The sequence below is a fragment of the Duganella rhizosphaerae genome (assembly GCF_040364205.1).
Classification (GTDB): Bacteria; Pseudomonadota; Gammaproteobacteria; order Burkholderiales; family Burkholderiaceae_D; genus Rugamonas; species Rugamonas rhizosphaerae.
This window is the reverse complement of the sequence record NZ_BPWK01000005.1, coordinates 259,161-273,732: the sequence shown is the minus strand read 5'-3', so window position 1 is coordinate 273,732 and position 14,572 is coordinate 259,161. Positions and strand designations below refer to the sequence as shown.

The following is a 14,572-nucleotide window of genomic DNA, read 5'->3' as shown; positions in this document are numbered from 1 at the left end:
GGTTCCTTAACGTTGGGCCAGGTATTCGGGAGATGCCATGGTCAGAAAAATCGCCATACAAACCCGATTTTTACGGGCACTGGCGACCTCGCTTGCGTTGCTGCTGTTGGCGACTGGCAGCGTGATGGTGTTCAGCGTGCTGATGATCTGGTTGCGCAGCGTGGTCGACATTCCCCCGCTGAGCAGCAATAGATTAAGGCGGTCGAGCAGCAATGCCGGCTGCGCGGCCAAGGCCATTTCGGCGCTATAGTCGCCCTTGACATCACCGAGAGCGCCAACCCCGTAGGGTATGACTTCCTGCATGAAGTTCAGATAGCCGGTGACGGACGGCTCGCCGGTGATCTGCATTTCCGGCGCCACCAGGCCCTGTGCCGACAGTGACGTGTTCGGCGGCATATAGGTGGGACGGAAGAAGTTGAATACCGACGGTGAGCGCAGCGGTGTCTGGGCCAGCGCGCCGAGGACGCTGTCCGTGGTGGTTATCTGGAAGTGACCCGAGGCGGACTTTGCGTTGAAGGCGCGCATCCAGTTCGCCAAGCGCAGTACCGGCTCACGCAGCTTCTTCGCGGCGCCGGTGTCTTGCGCTTCAGGGGCAAGCAGCACTGCTCGGATGACCGCACGCATGTCGCCGCGCACGCCGTAGCCGTTGTTCGCGAAGGCTGCCGACACCCGGCTGACGTAGGCAGGGCTCGGGTTGCTGCTGACCAGGCGCTGGATCAACTGGCGTCCGATGAAGGGACCAACGTTCGGGTGCAGGAACAGCGTGTCGAGCGCTGCCTTGAGCTCGACCGTGGCGTTGCCTCCGCTCAGTTGCGTACCAAGGAAGCTTTTTGCCGACGTCGAATGGAAGGCCGGGTAGTTCTGCATTGGCGTCCAGTCGCGCGCCGGGTCAACGGCCGCGCCATAGAAACGGTTCGCGCTGAGGTCGGGCCCGGCCCAGCTCCAGCCGGTAAATACCTTGGACAGACCAGCGACGTCTTCGTGCCTATAGGTTTCGACCGGCCGCCCATTTTGAAGTTTCAGGCTGCCGTCGGCATTTAGCTGATACAAGCCGATCGTCATCAACTGCATGATTTCACGGGCGAAGTTTTCGTCCGGTAGCCGGGTGCCGTCTTCTTTTTGATTGTGCATGTGGCTCAGATACATGCCCATCATTGGATGCAGCGCTACGTTTTGCAGCAGGTCACGAAAATTGCCGAAGGCGCTATGACCTAACATGTCGTAGTAACTTGCGACGCCAGCTGGGTGAGAATAAAGACGGTCCTCCGCAGTGGAAATGACAAATATCTGCGAGAGTGCAAAGGTGACGCGTTGTCGCAGCTGGTCATCGCCGGTCGCAGCCTGTTTCCAGAACGATTCATACACTTGATTGGGTGACAGGGCGATGACAGCTGGCAGTGAGGGTGCGAGGTTTTGCACGTAGCTGCGGTGTAGTGACTGAGGTTTCTTGAATTGATCCGTGATCCAGTCCTCTTTACTGCTGGACACGAGTGCACTGATGGATGCGGCGCTCGGGCCGAACGTGGCCTGGGCCAGGAACTGTGCGGCTGCGGCCGGTGTGAGCGGATTGACTGGGCCGGTGGGTGACGGCGAAATAGGTTCTGCCGGCGTGAGTGGCGCACTAGGCCCGGCGCCACGCCGGCTTTCGTTGGTACTAGCGGCAGTGCCGGCCGCCAAACTACCCCCTGAGCTGATCCTGAGGCCTGCGGTTACGGGGGGGCGGGATGGGGCGGGATCAGGCGTTCCGCCGCCGCAAGCGCTGATGGCCAAGACTACTGCCAGCCCGGATGCTGATTTCAGTAAAGTGAACTTCATGCTTTTGCCTTTTGGAATTCCAAAAGGGGCGATTGTAAAAGAGCTCAACTATCAAGACAAAACCAATTTCAATTCCGCGTGGCAACATTGGATTTTTGACCGATTTTGACAGATGAAGCGCAAATTTTAGATGAAGTTATGATGATGCAAATAACAAATTTTCTCGGGAAATGTTAATTATACGCAACATAAAATTTCTAGTGCAAAAAAAACCGCCGGCCCGAACGCATTCGGTGCCGGCGGTTGACGGGCCGTGGTTGCTGTTTATTGCTTGACGCAATCGACGAAGTAACCGCGCTTGCCGTCCACTTCACGCTTGACCAGGCCGTGCACGTCGGTCTCGAAGCCGGGGAAGCGCTCGTTGAAGTCGCGCGCGAAGCGCAGGTAGTCGACGATGGTCTTGTTGAAGCGCTCGCCCGGGATCAGCAGCGGAATGCCCGGCGGGTAAGGCGTCAGCAGGATCGACGTGATGCGGCCTTCCAGCTCGTCAATGGCGACGCGCTCGATCTCGCGGTGCGCCATCTTGGCGAACGCGTCCGACGGCTTCATGGCCGGGATCATGTCCGACAGGTACATCTCGGTGGTCAGGCGCGCGACGTCGTAGGCCTTGTAGAAATCGTGGATCTGCTGGCACAGGTCGCGCAGGCCCATGCCTTCGTAGGTCGGGTTGGCGGCCGCGAACTCCGGCAGGATGCGCCACATCGGCTGGTTCTTGTCGTAATCGTCCTTGAACTGCTGCAAGGCGGTCAGCAGCGTGTTCCAGCGGCCCTTGGTGATGCCGATGGTGAACATGATGAAGAACGAGTACAGGCCGCACTTCTCGATGATCACGCCGTGCTCGGCCAGGTACTTGGTGACGATGGACGCCGGAATGCCGGTCTCGGCAAACTGGCCGTCCAGCGACAGGCCGGGGTTGACGATGGTGGCCTTGATCGGGTCCAGCATGTTGAAGCCCGGCGCCAGCTTGCCGAAGCCGTGCCAGTCGTCCTCGGCCTTGATGATCCAGTCTTCCTGCGAACCGATGCCTTCTTCGGCGAACTTGTCCGGGCCCCACACCTGGAACCACCAGTCCTTGCCCCATTCCTGGTCGATCTTCTTCATCGCGCGGCGGAAGTCCAGCGCTTCGAGGATCGATTCTTCCACCAGCGCGGTGCCGCCCGGCGCTTCCATCATGGCCGCGGCGACGTCGCACGAGGCGATGATCGAATACTGCGGCGAGGTCGAGGTGTGCATCAGGTAGGCCTCGTTGAAGGCGTCGCGGTCCAGCTTGACCGACTCCGATTCGCGCACCAGCACCTGCGAGGCCTGCGACAGGCCGGCCAGCAGCTTGTGGGTGGACTGGGTCGAGAAGATCATCGACTCCTTGGCGCGCGGACGGTCCTTGCCGATCGCGTGCATGTTCTTGTAGAAGTCGTGGAAGGTGGCGTGCGGCAGCCATGCTTCGTCGAAGTGCAGCGTGTCGATCCGGCCGTCGAGCATTTCGCGCAGGGTTTCGACGTTGTAGACCACGCCGTCGTAGGTCGACTGGGTGATGGTCAGGATGCGCGGCTTCTTGTTCACCGCTTCGCGCGCGAACGGGTTGGCGTCGATCTTGCGCTGGATGCTCTCCATCGTGAACTCTTCCAGCGGAATCGGACCGATGATGCCCAGGTGGTTGCGGGTCGGCATCAGGAACACCGGAATCGCACCGCACATGATGATCGAGTGCAGGATGGACTTGTGGCAGTTGCGGTCGACCACGACGATGTCGCCCGGCGCCACCGTCGAGTGCCAGACCATCTTGTTCGAGGTCGAGGTGCCGTTGGTGACGAAGTAGCAGTGGTCGGCGTTGAAGATGCGGGCGGCGTTGCGCTCGGACGCGGCCACCGGGCCGGTGTGGTCGAGCAGCTGGCCCAGCTCTTCGACGGCGTTGCAGACGTCGGCGCGCAGCATGTTTTCGCCGAAGAACTGGTGGAACATCTGGCCGATCGGCGACTTCAGGAAGGCCACGCCGCCCGAGTGGCCGGGGCAGTGCCACGAGTAGGAACCGTCGTTGGCGTAGTGCACCAGCGCGCGGAAGAACGGCGGCGACAGGCCGTCCAGGTAGGACTTGGCTTCGCGGATGATGTGGCGCGCCACGAACTCCGGGGTGTCCTCGAACATGTGGATGAAGCCGTGCAGCTCGCGCAGGATATCGTTGGGGATATGGCGCGAGGTGCGGGTTTCGCCGTACAGGTAGATCGGGATGTCGGCGTTCTTGTAGCGGATTTCCTCGACGAAGGCGCGCAGCGACTTCAGCGCGGTGTCGGTTTCCTCGACCGAGCCGCCGCCGAATTCCTCATCGTCGATCGACAGCACGAAGGCCGAGGCGCGCGACTGCTGCTGGGCGAACTGGGACAGGTCGCCGTAGCTGGTCACGCCCACCACTTCCATGCCTTCTTTTTCCATTGCATCGGCCAGGGCGCGAATGCCCAGGCCGGACGTGTTCTCGGAACGGAAATCCTCGTCGATAATGACGATGGGGAAACGAAATTTCATGCATGTCTCCAAAAAAGCAAGCCGCCCCTGACTTGTGTGGAGGGGCGGACTAGGGCGCGACCACCGATCCGGCAGCCGCAGAAAAAAAATAAGAACGGGATTCTCGCAGAAATGGGGCCGCTGCGGGAAAAAAATATTGCAAAAATCCAGACAAGATTGCCGCAATACTATGACGACGGTATTACACCGGTTGTTACGCCTTAGTGCCCGACCGCGCCGCCGCCCAGTTTGGCCAGCATCTGGCCGACCGGATCGACGTGGAACCAGGCAAACGCGCCCAGCGCGATGCCGACGCCGGCCACGCCGTAGGCCAGGCCCATCATCCATTTCTTGCGGGTCAGCAGGGTGATGGCGGCCAGCGAGATGGCGATCTGCTCGGCGGTGGTGGCCAGCGCCCACTGGTGGTGCTCGTGCATGGCTTCGTCCGATTTGTGGTTCCACTCTTTAGAGGATTCCTCCCACTTTTCGGCTTCCTTCTTGATGTCTTCCTTTTCCGTCTTGTAGCGGGCCATGTCGGCCTCGTACTTCTTCGGATCGATGCCCGGCAGCGACATCGCCAGCTCGGCCAGGTTCTGCTTGCTGGACTTGGCCTGGTAGTAGTTCCAGCTGTTGGCGGCCTGGGTCTTGTCGATGGCCGCGTTGTTCTTGAACAGCGCCGCGTCATTCTGCGTGGCGCCGCCCAGGTAGCCGAAGGTGGCGCCGACGGTGGCCAGGATGGCCGTCATGACGGCAATATTGTTCGAAAAGCCATCGCTACCGTGGGCAGCGTGTTCGACCGCGTGATCGTGCGGTCCGTGTACGTGAAAACCGTCGCCTGACATGTGCTGTTGATCCTTGATGAGGTTGAAGATTGGGACTTAGGCCTTGCGGCGCAGTGTAACAAAAGCGTACTGCAAATCGGCCGCTTCCGACGCATGCCGCTCGCGCGCGGTTTCCTGCCACACGCTGGCGTCCAGCTCGGGGAAGAAGGCGTCACACTGGTAGGTGCGGGCGATCTCGGTGATTATCAACTGGTCGGCCAGCTGCATCGATTGTCGGTAGATCTCGGCGCCGCCGATGACGAAGCCGGTGGCGCCGTCCAGCAGCGCCAGGGCCGCCTCGACCGAGCCGACCGCTTCCACGCCGTCGTGGCGCCAGTCGGGATTGCGGGTGATGACGATGTTGCGGCGGTTGGGCAGCGGACGGCCGATCGAATCAAACGTTTTACGACCCATGATGATCGGGTGGCCGGTGGTCAAACGCTTGAAATGCGCGAGGTCTTCCGGCAGCTTCCACGGCAGGGTGTTGTTGATGCCGATGCCGCGCTGGGCGTCCATGGCGACGATGATGGTCAGTGTGCTCATTTTTTGATGCTATCAGATGCAGAGCCGACATTATCGTTCAATTTGGCCTTTTTCGGCGTCGCCGATTTCTTGCGCCGTGCGCGGCGGGGCGAGTTGCCGGGATAGTTGTCGTCGAGTTCGGTCGGCAGGGTGCTGTAGCGCCAGCTGCAGCAGCGGGCGCTGCGCGCCCAGTCGGCGAAGAAGTCGCAGCCGAACTCGAACACCTCGCCCCAGCTGCAAAAGCCTGCCTGCCTGAGATGGCGCGCCGACAGGGCCGGGCGCGGCGGCCGATGACGGTGGTGCAGGTCGCCGCAATCGTCCATGCGGCGGCGTAACAGCAGCAAGCCGGCCACCGTGCCGTAGCGGGCGATGGCGCGCTTGCCATACTGGGAGCAGCTGTCGCGGCCGGTATGGACGCGAAAGGCGCAGCTGAAGCCCTTCAGCGGCGACAGGTAGCGTTGGTAGGCCGCGATGGCGGCGAGGGCGGGGCGTTTCATCGTCAGGGATTGTATTCGGCTTCTATCTTCGCGTATTCGCCGCTAGCGTCCTCAAAGAACTTGCCGTTCCAGCGGAAGACGATAGTACGCTCCGGCTGCTGCTCCACCTTGACCCGGTAGACGAGGGCCGGCTGGCCGTCGCGCGTGGATTCCTCGACGGTGGCCTTGAGTTTTTGCGGCGGCGGACCATTGCCATCCTCGCGGTCGCGCTCAATGATGAGTTGGACAAGCTCTTGCAGGGTGTCGCCTTCAATGCGGAACATCATGTAATGGCCCAGCATACCTTCGCCGCGCATCAGCATTTCCGAGCCTTTGCAGACGATCTGCTCGCGCGGTTCGCCAGGAATGATTGTCTTGAGCTCGAAGTTATGGGCAGGCGCGAACCTCGCGTCGGACATAGCGCTGGCCTGGCTGCCGTGTAGTGCTTTGTACTTGCTGACGGACTGCCCATTGCTCATGGTGATCGACAGGAAGCGTATCGTTTCTATCGGCGGCGCGGTCACCTCCAACAGGAAGTCCTTGCCTTTCAGTGATTGTTCCACTTCCATGGCCTTGGCGGGCGCCTCCTCGGCGACGGCAGTGGCCGCCGGTGCCCTGGGGCCGACCGGAGCGCCGGCCACCACCCGCGGCGTCGGGGTGGCGGTATCGGCAGGGCGACGGTTGACTACCAATACCAGCACGACTAGCGCCAGCGCGGCGATGGACGCGATCAATTTTTTGTTCATGTTCTAATGTGATCAATTAAACAAGCCACAATAGCACGCCGCTGCGAAAACCCGCGTCCTCTACTGCGCGTCGGCCTGCGCCACTTTCTGGCGCAGCTGGCCGGCGAACTGCGCCAGGTCCTGCGGGTTCATGTCCGACACGGCCGAGTACTGCATGCCGTCCTGCGACCAGCGCAGCAGGTGAAAGCCCTGCCGCATGCTCGCCTGCGGGGCGCCGGCATGGGCGCGGGCGTCCGGCCAGATGTACAGGTTGAGGATGTGCTGGCGGTGGCGGTAGGCCAGCGCCGCCACCGGCCGCTGCTGAAGATAATCGAGGCGGCCGCCGACCAGCGTGTAGCCCTGCTCCGCCAGGTCGAACACCGGCGGCGAAAAATCCAGCTTGCCGGCGAACCAGGGCTTGACCGTATGCTGGTCGGTCGAGGCCACGTCGGCCAGGTGGTTGGGCATCAGCGCGCGGAAGTGGCTGGCCACCAGTTCCTGCTCGATGCGCTCGTTGGCTGTCGGCTGGCCGAGGTACAGCGTCAGCGTGACGGCAAAGGCGGCCGTCGCCGCTCCCGCCAGGCCGAGGTTGATCCACGCCCACGGCCATGCGCGCAGGGCCGGGCGGCGCGGCCGGTGCGCGGGCTCGGCGCGTAGCGCGGCGTGGATGCGGTGCTTCAGATACTCGGGCGCGGCATGGCGGCTCGCCTCCGCGCCGATCCGCCCGCGCAGCGCCTCCAGCTCCTCCAGCGCGGCGCTGCAATCGGCGCAGCCCGACAAATGCGCCTCCAGCTGCCGCCGGTCGGCCGCACTCAGTTCATCGTCCAGATACGCCGACAGCATTTCCTGGCTGTGCTTAGATTCCATCCTGTCCTCCGTGCTTCAGATACGCCAGCAGCAGCTTGCGCGCGCGGGCCAGCCGCGACATCACCGTGCCGATCGGCGTTTCAGTCACCTGCGCAATCTGCTTGTACGACAGATCGTCCATCTCCTTCAACACCAGCACTTCGCGGAACGCCTGCGGCAACTGGGCCAGCGCGGCGTTGACGCTGCGGCCGGTGTCGCGGCTGGCGACGATGGCGGCCGGATCGGTGGACTCATCGTCGCCGTGCAGCGTCTCATCGAAGCTGACATCGCCGCGCTGCGCCTGGCCGTCGCGCAGCGCGCTGTAGTAGGTATGGCGCACGATGGTCAGCAGCCACGCGCGCACGTCGCCTCCGCGAAAGCCGTCGGCAAAGCGGAAGGCGCGCAGATAGGCGCTCTGCACCAGATCGTCGGCGTCATGCTCGTTGCGGGTCAGCCAGCGGGCCAGGTTGTAGGCCGCGTCCAGGTGCGGCATGGCCATCGCCTCGAACCGTGCGGTTTTGTCGTCGTCGCCCAAAAACTTATCCATTGCAGTGGTCCAGTGGATGAAGACTCCGTCCGGTGCGGTTTTATTCCCGCCTGAGAAATAAAAAAATAATCGGGAATATCCGGGCCGTGATCCGGGTTTTAGCCGGTACGACCGTCGCTTGCCGATTATGCCATGTCGCGGCGACGTCCTGATAACCACACCACGGAGTACATCATGATCGATCGCAGAGGATTTTTAAGGCTGGGCGCAGTGGGCGGCGGCGCCGTCTTCATGTCCGGCTTGTACGGCAAGGCCATGGCCGCCGCCGGCTACGAGGATTTCTACTTTGTGCAGCTGTCCGACTCGCACTGGGGCTACAAGGGCCCGGCCAATCCGGAGGCGCAGAACACGCTCAGGCAGGCGGTGGAGAGCGTCAATGCGCTGACGACGCCGCCCGATTTCATCGTCTTCACCGGCGACCTGACCCACACCACCGACGACGCGGCCGAGCGCCGCCGGCGCATGGCGGAGTTCAAGCAGATCGTGGGCGGCCTGAAGGTCAAGGACGTGCACTTCCTGGCGGGCGAGCACGACGCTTCGCTCGACAACGGCGCGGCGTTCCAGGAGTTCTTCGGGCCCACGCACTACAGCTTCGATCACAAGGGCGTGCACTTCATCGCCATCGACAACGTCTCCGACCCCGGCGCGCGCATCGGCGAGGCGCAACTGGCGTGGCTGAAGGCCGATCTGGCGAAACAGGCGCAGGACGCGCGCATCGTCGTGCTGACGCACCGGCCTTTGTTCGATCTGGCGCCGAAATGGGACTGGGCCACGCGCGACGGCGAGCAGGCGATGGCGCTGCTGATGCCGTATTCGAACGTCACGGTGTTCTATGGCCATATCCACCAAGAGAATCACCATATGAGCGGCCACATCGCGCATCACGCGGCCAAGTCGCTGATCTTCCCGCTGCCGGCGCCGGGTTCGCAGGACAAGCGCACGCCGCTGCCGTGGGACCCCGCAGCTCCCGGCAAGGGTCTGGGCTTCCGCGAGGTGGAGGCAGAGATGAAGCCGGTGGCGTATCAGATCACCGAATTCCCAGCGATGAAAGGATAAATCAACATGTTGAGCAAACGTAGAATGCTGATGTGCGCGCCGTTGGCGCTGGTCGCCCTGGGCGCGGTGCAGGCCAAGGCGAAGGAGCGGGTCATCAAGATCGAGGCCCGCAAGTTCCGCTACGCGCCGAACGTGATCGAATTGAAGAAGGGCGAGGCGGTGGTGCTGGAACTGACGGCGCTGGACTTCCCGCACGGCTTCAGCCTGCCGGACTTCAAGATCCGCGCCGATCTGGTGATCGGCAAACCCGTGCGGGTGAAACTGAAGCCGGAGGAGGCCGGGCAGTTCGGTTTTTTATGCGATAACTTCTGCGGCAGCGGCCATGAGGAGATGTCCGGCACGCTGATCGTCAAGGCCTGAGTTATTCCAGTCCCTCCGTAGGGTAGACGCGTACATAAGGGTCTTTGTTCTTGCGGTTGCGCCCTTGGTCGCGGCAACCTCTGATGTCGCAATTGCCGATGTCGCCCGCGCATGAGGCGATATCGCAGGCGTCTCCGACGCAGGACAGGTCGGGCAGGTCGCAGGACGGGTCGCAAAAACCGGCCTGCGCACGGTGGCGCGCGCTCATGGCGCGCATCGCCGGCGGGCGATGCTGGCGATGCTTGTCGCCGCAGGCGTTCATGCGGCGGTTCAGCAGCATCAGGCCGAGGACCAGGCCATGCCTGGCGATGACGCGCTGGCCGTAAGCGGAGCAGCTATCGCGGCCGGTGTAGACGCTGAACGCGCAGGAAAAGCCCTTTAACCGCGACAGGTGGCGTCGATAGAACGCGATGGCGGCGAGGGCGAGTCGTTTCATGCGGCGTGATGGAACGCCAGTATGTCGGCGGCCAGCGTTTGCGGGGCCTCCAGCGGGATCATATGGCCGGTGTCGTCGTGAAGGTTCAGGCGGGCGTCGGGCAGGTGGCGCTGCATCTCGCGAAGGTGGGCCGGGTCGACCAGTTGGTCGCCCGTTGCGCCGACGATCAGCACCGGGCAGGTGATTTCCGTCAGCCGCTCCATCAGGTCCGGCCGCTCCATCGAAGCGGTGAACTGCGCCAGCAGAACATCCTTGCCCAGGTCCAGCGCCATCTGCTGGATGATGTCGATGATGGACTGGTCGCCGAGATGCGTCTCATGCAGCAGCTCGCGCAGGCGCATGCGCGTCATGCCGGTGTAGGCATTGTTCTTCAACATGGGGATGATGCGGCGGCGGGTTTGTATCTCGGTTTCGCTCAGGCCGCGCGCCGAATTTGCGATCAGCACCAGCGACTGCACGCGCTCGGGATGCAGCAGCGCGTACTCGATGGCGAGATAGGCGCCCAGCGAGAACGCCACCAGGTGCGCCGACGGCGCGCTGTGCGCCGCGATCAGCTCCTGCATCTCCAAGCGTGTGCGCGCCTTGTGCAGCGGGACGTAGTTGAACGCGAAGCCGCTGCCCAGCAACGGCGTCAAACGGGACCACATCCTTTCGTCGCACAGCGTGCCGGGGATGAAGTCCAGTTGCGTCATACCGCCATCGGTGCCGTGATCGGCGCGTGGTGCTGGTAGCCTTCCAGCGAGAAGTCCGACGGCTCGACTTTTTCCAGCCATTCCGGCTCGTACTTGCCGGTCTTGGCGAAATCCGGCACGCGGTCGGAGATGCGGAACTGCGGCGCTGGGAACGGCGTGCGGGTCAGCTGTTCCTTGACCATGTCCATGTGGTTTTCGTAGATATGCGCGTCACCGATGAAGTAGGTGAACCAGCGCGGCGTGTAGCCGGTCAGACGGCCGACCAGGTGCATCAGCGCGGCGCCTTCCGCGAGGTTGAACGGCGTGCCCAGACCCAGGTCGTTGGAGCGGACGTAGAGGCACATCGACAGCTCGCGCGTGGCTGGATTCGGAATGAACTGGTACAGCAGGTGGCAGGCAGGCAGCGCGACCGAGTCCAGTACCGCAGGATTCCAGCCGTGGAAAAGGATGCGGCGGCTGCCCGGATTGTTGACGATGGTGTCCAGGCATTCGCGCAGCTGGTCGATCGCCTTGTGCAGCAGGACCTTGGTCACGCCTTGGTCTTCGATCTGCGAGATCAGACGGAAGCCGTTCTTTTGCGCGTCGGCGATCTGCGCCGGCTGGTCGACGGCGATCAGTTTGAAGCCCGGCCATTGGCGCCATTGCACGCCGTAGACCGGACCCAGGTCGTCTTCGCCGAGGCGGTACGGATTGTCCAGCCACTGCTTGTTCTCGTTGGCGTTCTGGTCCCAGACCTTGCAGCCCAGCGCGCGGAAGTCGGCGGCGCTGCTGGAGGCGCGCAGGAAGGCGCACAGTTCGCCGACCACGGATTTGAATGCCAGTTTTTTGGTCGTCACGGCGGGGAAGCCGTCGTTCAGCAGGTCGAAGCGCATCATCGCGCCCGGCACGCTCAGGGTGCGGATGCCGGTGCGGTTGTCTTGCCAGCTGCCCGTATCGAGGACGGTCTGGATCAGTTCCTGGTATTGCTGCATTCAATTCTCCAACATGGTGCACGGGCCGCGACGGCCCGGAAAGATGGCTATTTTATCAGGCGGCGCGCATGAAAGCACATGGCCGCCCAGGCGCTCAGCTTGGGCCGGTCTTGCGGCCGCCCGGCTTTGCGGCGGCCTTGCCTGCGGTCCGCGCCAGCGACTTGGCGCCACGTCCGCCGGTGACCACGACCGCTCCCTTGGGCGCTGCCGCCGCTGGCTTGCCGCCGTAGATGCGGCCTGCGGCCGGTTTGCCGCCTGCCGAGCGTGCGCCGCCGGGTGGTTTGCCCGAAGGCGCCGGTGGCGTCCACGTGCCCAGCGACGCATCGCCGCCGGCCGGACGGGCCGTCACTGCTGGCTTGCCGCCCGCCGCAACGCCGCCCGTGGCAGAGCTGCCAGTCGCCGCCTTGCCGCCGGCAGGACCGGTGAATGGGCGCTTCTTCTTGGCCGGCGCTTCCGCTGCGGCTTTCTTGGCCAATGCTGCCGCCACGCCTTTCGGACCGGTCTCCGGTACGCGGTGGTCGGCCTCGAAGCCCGGCTCCTCAATGCGATGGATGACCTGGCGGGTCAGTGTTTCGATGGCCTTCAGCATATCGACTTCGTCGGCGCAGACCAGCGAGACGGCTTCGCCCTCCATGCCGGCGCGGCCGGTGCGGCCGATGCGGTGGATGTAGTCCTCGGCCACGGTCGGCAGGTCGAAGTTGACCACCTGCGGCAGCGCCTGGATATCCAGGCCGCGCGCGGCGACGTCGGTGGCCACCAGCAGCTGCACTTCGGCGTTCTTGAAGCGGGCCAGCGCGCGCAGGCGGGCCGGCTGGGTTTTGTCGCCGTGGATGGAATCGGCGGAAATGCCGTGTTCCTGCAAGGTCGTCATCAGCGTCTCGACGCCCTTGCGGGTCTTGACGAAGACCAGCACCTGGCCCCAGTTCAGCTTCTTCAGCAGGTGCAGCAGCAGTTCCGGCTTGCGGCGCTTGTCGGTCGGGATCAGCCACTGCTTGACGGTCTTGGTGGCGGTATTGCTGGCGCTGACCTGGATCGACACCGGATCCTTGAGCATGCCGGCGGCCAGTTTGCGGATCTCATCGGAGAAGGTGGCCGAAAACAGCAAGGTCTGGCGCTGCTTGGGCAGGGCCGCCAGCAGGATGTCCAGGTCGCGCTCGAAGCCCAGGTCCAGCATACGGTCCGCTTCATCGAGCACCAGCGTTTGCAGCATGGCGAAGCTGATCGCGCCCTGGTCGTGCAGGTCGATCAGTCGGCCCGGCGTGGCCACGAGCACGTCCAGGCCCTTGCGCAGTTTGGTGATCTGCGGCTCGATCGGCACGCCGCCATAGGCCACGGCCGATTTCAGCGGCAGGTTGCCGCCGTAGCTGCGGAAGCTCTCGTAGACCTGTTCGGCCAGTTCGCGCGTCGGCACCAGCACCAGGCAGCGGATCGCCTTCGGAGCGGTCATGCCGTCCATGGTCAGGCGCTGCAGGATGGGCAGGGCGAAGCCCGCCGTCTTGCCGGTGCCGGTCTGCGCCGCCGCCATCAGGTCGCGGCCTGCCAGTACGGCGGGAATGGCTTGCTTCTGGACGGGCGTGGGCTGTTTGTAGCCCAGCGTCTCCAGCGTGCGCTGTATGGGGTCGATCAGGCCGAGGGCTTGGAAGGTCATGATGTATGCAGTCAATTTGAAAGATGCGCGAAAAAGAGGGCGCAGTGTAGCCGGTTGCACCGGCTTGTGCAGGAATTAGTTGGACATCGCGTCCGACCACAGGGTCAGGATCTCGCGTACGCGCTGGTCCGGCATGTTGAGCAGGTTGTCGCCGATATAAAGCTCCACCGAGCTGCGACCCGGCAGCGCGGCGTGGCTGGCGCCATTGAACAGCCACACGCCATGCTGCTCGGCGATGCGGTTGCGGATCTCGTTGGCGCGCTCGCGGCTGACCGGCAGGTGCAGGTGCAGCATGCTTGCTTGCGGACGGGCGGGATTCGGCGTCAGCTGCGGGTAGTCGCGCAGAACTTCATAGAGCCACTCGGTGCGGCGGAAGTAGTTCGGCATCGCCGCCATCCGCGCATCGAACTGCATCGCGGCGGCCACCACGTACGGCGTGCGCTGGTAGACGTTCCCGCCCTGGCGGCGGAACCACTCCTGGGCCTTGGCGACAAACGCTTCGCTCCCCAGCAGCATGGCGCCGCCCATGCCGCCTATGCCCTTGTACATCGAGATGTAGACCGAATCGAAACCGGCTGCAATCTCGGCGGCCGGGCAGCCATATGCGGCGGCGGTCTCGAACAAGCGCGCGCCGTCCAGGTGCAGGTGGATGGACAGTTCGCGGCAGTAGGCCTTGATGGCCTCCAGATCGTGCCAGCTTGGACACTGGCCGCCGATCTCGCGCATCGGCAGCTCCAGCATGGCGGCGCCCAGCTTGTCCGGGATGCCTTTCAGCTCTTCCAGCGTCCACGGGCGGTGCGGGTCGCCGATCTGCATAGCCTGGAAATGGTCGAGCAGCTGATGGTTGCCACGCTCATGGCGCAGAATGTGCGAGGTCGGATGCAGCGCCACCAGCCGGCTGCCGCGCTCCGAGCAGGCGATGCGCAGCGCGGTGGCCTGGGCCATCGTGCCGGAGATGCAGAACAACGCCGCTTCAAAGCCCAGCAGCGTGGCGACCTTCTGCTCGAAGTCCTGTATCAGCGTGCCGCTGCCGTAGGTATCGTGCGCCACGCCGTTGGCCTCGCACCATGCGGACATCGCCCCGAACTGTTGGGCGGGCGAGGGCTGGCGATGGCCGGGAAGGTGGGTTGTGCAGCTGAGCCGCAGTTCGGCGTCGGTCAA

16 protein-coding genes are annotated in these 14,572 nt (G+C 63.6%); 3 read left to right on the top strand and 13 right to left on the bottom strand.

What is annotated here, in order from left to right; all coding sequences use genetic code 11:
- Positions 1-6 precede the first annotated feature (6 nt).
- Complete coding sequence (locus tag RUGAMON1_RS13570; protein ID WP_445231006.1) at positions 7-1,677, bottom strand: DUF1800 domain-containing protein; 1,671 nt, start codon at positions 1,675-1,677, stop codon at positions 7-9.
- A gap of 85 nt (positions 1,678-1,762) precedes the next feature.
- Here RUGAMON1_RS13570 and RUGAMON1_RS13565 point away from each other — a divergent pair, with 85 nt between their 5' ends.
- A complete protein-coding gene (locus RUGAMON1_RS13565; protein ID WP_445231005.1) occupies positions 1,763-1,924 on the top strand; it encodes a hypothetical protein in 162 nt (53 codons plus the stop codon).
- Positions 1,925-2,079: 155 nt separating this feature from the next.
- Here RUGAMON1_RS13565 and RUGAMON1_RS13560 read toward each other — a convergent pair whose 3' ends face one another.
- The 7 genes from RUGAMON1_RS13560 to RUGAMON1_RS13530 form a co-directional block, all read right to left on the bottom strand.
- Positions 2,080-4,332 (bottom strand): Orn/Lys/Arg family decarboxylase, encoded by a 2,253-nt coding sequence (locus RUGAMON1_RS13560; protein WP_445231004.1) that lies wholly within the window; start codon positions 4,330-4,332, stop codon positions 2,080-2,082.
- Positions 4,333-4,532: 200 nt separating this feature from the next.
- Positions 4,533-5,153 carry a DUF4337 domain-containing protein gene (locus RUGAMON1_RS13555; protein WP_445231003.1) on the bottom strand — a complete coding sequence of 207 codons (621 nt, stop codon included), beginning with the start codon at positions 5,151-5,153 and terminating at the stop codon, positions 4,533-4,535.
- A 36-nt stretch (positions 5,154-5,189) separates the two neighbouring features.
- On the bottom strand, positions 5,190-5,675 hold the full coding sequence (locus tag RUGAMON1_RS13550) for a dihydrofolate reductase (RefSeq protein WP_445231002.1): 486 nt from the start codon (positions 5,673-5,675) through the stop codon (positions 5,190-5,192).
- Positions 5,672-6,151: a membrane protein insertion efficiency factor YidD gene (yidD, locus tag RUGAMON1_RS13545; RefSeq protein WP_445231001.1), complete on the bottom strand. Its 480-nt coding sequence runs from the start codon at positions 6,149-6,151 to the stop codon at positions 5,672-5,674. The genes RUGAMON1_RS13550 and yidD (RUGAMON1_RS13545) overlap by 4 nt, the downstream gene beginning before the upstream one ends.
- A 2-nt stretch (positions 6,152-6,153) precedes the next feature.
- The gene (locus RUGAMON1_RS13540; RefSeq protein ID WP_445231000.1) at positions 6,154-6,876 is read right to left on the bottom strand and encodes a hypothetical protein; all 723 of its coding nucleotides are present in this window, start codon (positions 6,874-6,876) and stop codon (positions 6,154-6,156) included.
- A gap of 60 nt (positions 6,877-6,936) precedes the next feature.
- Positions 6,937-7,722 carry an anti-sigma factor family protein gene (locus RUGAMON1_RS13535; RefSeq protein WP_445230999.1) on the bottom strand — a complete coding sequence of 262 codons (786 nt, stop codon included), beginning with the start codon at positions 7,720-7,722 and terminating at the stop codon, positions 6,937-6,939.
- Entirely contained in the window at positions 7,712-8,248 is a 537-nt protein-coding gene (locus RUGAMON1_RS13530; RefSeq protein ID WP_445230998.1) for a sigma-70 family RNA polymerase sigma factor, read from the bottom strand. The genes RUGAMON1_RS13535 and RUGAMON1_RS13530 overlap by 11 nt, the downstream gene beginning before the upstream one ends.
- A gap of 174 nt (positions 8,249-8,422) precedes the next feature.
- Here RUGAMON1_RS13530 and RUGAMON1_RS13525 point away from each other — a divergent pair, with 174 nt between their 5' ends.
- On the top strand, positions 8,423-9,304 hold the full coding sequence (locus RUGAMON1_RS13525) for a metallophosphoesterase family protein (RefSeq protein WP_445230997.1): 882 nt from the start codon (positions 8,423-8,425) through the stop codon (positions 9,302-9,304).
- Positions 9,305-9,310: 6 nt separating this feature from the next.
- A complete protein-coding gene (locus RUGAMON1_RS13520; RefSeq protein WP_445230996.1) occupies positions 9,311-9,664 on the top strand; it encodes a cupredoxin domain-containing protein in 354 nt (117 codons plus the stop codon).
- A 1-nt stretch (position 9,665) separates the two neighbouring features.
- Here the strand turns inward: RUGAMON1_RS13520 and yidD (RUGAMON1_RS13515) are convergent, their stop codons facing one another.
- The 5 genes from yidD (RUGAMON1_RS13515) to RUGAMON1_RS13495 form a co-directional block, all read right to left on the bottom strand.
- Positions 9,666-10,100: a membrane protein insertion efficiency factor YidD gene (gene yidD, locus RUGAMON1_RS13515; protein WP_445230995.1), complete on the bottom strand. Its 435-nt coding sequence runs from the start codon at positions 10,098-10,100 to the stop codon at positions 9,666-9,668.
- Positions 10,097-10,792 carry an alpha/beta fold hydrolase gene (locus tag RUGAMON1_RS13510; RefSeq protein WP_445230994.1) on the bottom strand — a complete coding sequence of 232 codons (696 nt, stop codon included), beginning with the start codon at positions 10,790-10,792 and terminating at the stop codon, positions 10,097-10,099. Before RUGAMON1_RS13510 ends, yidD (RUGAMON1_RS13515) begins: the two co-directional genes overlap by 4 nt.
- Positions 10,789-11,763, bottom strand: a complete 975-nt coding sequence (locus tag RUGAMON1_RS13505; protein WP_445230993.1) for a thymidylate synthase — start codon at positions 11,761-11,763, stop codon at positions 10,789-10,791. Before RUGAMON1_RS13505 ends, RUGAMON1_RS13510 begins: the two co-directional genes overlap by 4 nt.
- Positions 11,764-11,857: 94 nt before the next feature.
- On the bottom strand, positions 11,858-13,411 hold the full coding sequence (locus RUGAMON1_RS13500) for a DEAD/DEAH box helicase (RefSeq protein WP_445230992.1): 1,554 nt from the start codon (positions 13,409-13,411) through the stop codon (positions 11,858-11,860).
- 75 nt (positions 13,412-13,486) lie between these two features.
- Positions 13,487-14,572 carry a threonine aldolase family protein gene (locus RUGAMON1_RS13495; protein WP_445230991.1) on the bottom strand — a complete coding sequence of 362 codons (1,086 nt, stop codon included), beginning with the start codon at positions 14,570-14,572 and terminating at the stop codon, positions 13,487-13,489.